The sequence below is a fragment of the Acinetobacter sp. 809848 genome, from assembly GCF_000581275.1.
GTDB lineage: Bacteria > Pseudomonadota > Gammaproteobacteria > Pseudomonadales > Moraxellaceae > Acinetobacter > Acinetobacter pittii.
In genome coordinates this window covers 1-2,047 of record NZ_JEXG01000096.1, presented here as the reverse complement: position 1 = coordinate 2,047, position 2,047 = coordinate 1, and the positions used below count along the sequence as shown (strand labels likewise).

2 protein-coding genes and 2 tRNA genes are annotated in these 2,047 nt (G+C 40.8%); all 4 read right to left on the bottom strand.

Translation table 11 applies throughout. The annotated features are described in order from the left end of the window. Nucleotides 1-838: TonB-dependent siderophore receptor (locus J536_RS23730; RefSeq protein WP_032064194.1), on the bottom strand; the 838-nt coding region annotated here is incomplete at its 3' end. Nucleotides 839-1,012: 174 nt separating this feature from the next. Continuing rightward, nucleotides 1,013-1,088, bottom strand: a tRNA-Glu gene (locus J536_RS23725). Nucleotides 1,089-1,113: 25 nt separating this feature from the next. Continuing rightward, nucleotides 1,114-1,189: transfer RNA gene (locus J536_RS23720), tRNA-Ala, on the bottom strand. A gap of 57 nt (nucleotides 1,190-1,246) precedes the next feature. Then, nucleotides 1,247-2,047, bottom strand: an 801-nt coding sequence (locus J536_RS23715; RefSeq protein WP_032064192.1) for a glutamate--tRNA ligase, incomplete at its 5' end; no start/stop codon positions are given.

Below are 2,047 nucleotides of genomic sequence, written 5' to 3'. Positions count from 1 at the left end.
CTGTTTCCCATAAATAGGTTTCGGGTGAACTATTAAAAGACTTTTGTGTAGGGTAGCGTGTGTGCCCGCGATCAAGTGGATGTTGATTTCTTAGGATATCGGCTTCAAAAGTAACTTTTGTTGCGTCAGAAGCTTGCCATTGAATGACTGGTGCAATTCCATAACGTTTAGACTCGACATGATCGCGATAACTATCACCACCTTCTGCAATCACATTGAGACGATAACCGATATTTTCTGCATTCTGGATAGTACCTGTTGTGTCTACCGTGGTGCGATATAAACCTTCACTACTGAGCTGAGCACCTAAAGTGGTTTGTTGTTCAGACTTTGGTGTTTTAGAAATTAAGTTAAACGTACCACCTGGGTCACCACGACCATATAAGCTAGAAGAGGGTCCACGTAAAACATCTACACGTTCAATAGTGTTGCTATCTGGAGCATTTGGATAACCACGGTTAATTGGGAATCCATTACGATAAAATTCACCGCTAGTGAAACCACGGAGATTAAAGCCTGTTAAGCCTTGGCCACCAAAGTTATTAGCGCGAGTCACACCACCAGCTAAATCAAGCGCTTCGATTAAACGTGTCGCGCCAATATCTTCAATTACTTTTTGAGTCACTACACGGACAGATTGTGGTGTATCTTTTAATGCGATTTCACTACGTGTTGCGCTACTTGAACTATCGACTTTATAAGTTTGGTCAGCTGCCTGTTGAGCTTTAATCTTAATCGTAGCGAGTGTGGTTGAAGGCTGATCTGTTTCTGCGAAAGTACTTGAGATACAACAGAGTTGAGCGATGCTCAGGGAGAGGAGGCGAAGCTTAAGATCCATTTAAAACCTTGTTGATAATAAATATCAGTATAAAAATAAGAATTATTATATTGTAAATCTATGTAAAGGAAATACTGGATCGGTGATATATATGTACAAGTGTATTTTATTTGGAAATACAGAAAATTAGAAATATAAAAATAAAATAGAAAGGAATTTTATAAGAAGAGAATATGGCGTCCCTACGGGGATTCGAACCCCGGTTACCGCCGTGAAAGGGCGATGTCCTAGGCCTCTAGACGATAGGGACTTGATGAGGCAAACACAAAGGAGCGTGGTGGAGTCAAGCGGGATCGAACCGCTGACCTCTACAATGCCATTGTAGCGCTCTACCAACTGAGCTATGACCCCAGTTTGTGTGAGCGCAATCTTAGGGTGAATGCGCTCACACGTCAACAAAAAAATGAATTAAACTTCGCTAGTTGCGTCATTTTTCGGCAATTTTAAGCTCTCATTGAGTTTTTCCCAATTTTTAACTTCTTTCTTGCTCGGTCCGCCCACAATTTCTAAGGCATGACGTAAACGAGCGAAAGTTAAATCAGGCCCAAGCGTAACCATTGATTGCATCACTGGTGTTGAACTCGTTGAACCGGCAATTGCGATAAAGAACGCTGGCATGAAATCACGTAGTTTAATGCCCATCTGATTCGCAAGATCCATTAGGGTTTGGCTAACGGTGTCATTATTCCAAGTAAACTGACCTTCAAGACGCCAAATTGCAAATTGTAAACTTTGACGAACTTGCTCTTGAGTCAATTTTTTACTTTCAAACATTTCAGCAGTAATTTGTGGCATATGGTTAAAATAGAAACCAGCCCAATTCACAGCTTCTGAAAGTAAATTAATACGTGGTTGAATAGCGGCAGCAATGTCTTCCAAAGTGTTGCGATCACTCTTCCATGTTAATAAACGGTCTAATAGTTGACTTGGAGTTAACCCTTTGATCCACTGACCGTTAAGCCAGTTCAATTTTTCAACGTCAAAAATTGGTCCACCTAGTGATACACGCTGAATATCAAAGTTATCCATCATATCTTGTAATGTGAAAACTTCTCTTTCATCCGGCATTGACCAACCCATGCGGCCTAAATAGTTGAGTAAGGCTTCTGGTAATACACCGATATCGCGGTAGTAGTTAATTGATGTCGGGTTTTTGCGTTTAGATAGTTTTGATTTATCTGGGTTACGCAACAATGGCATGTGGCAAAG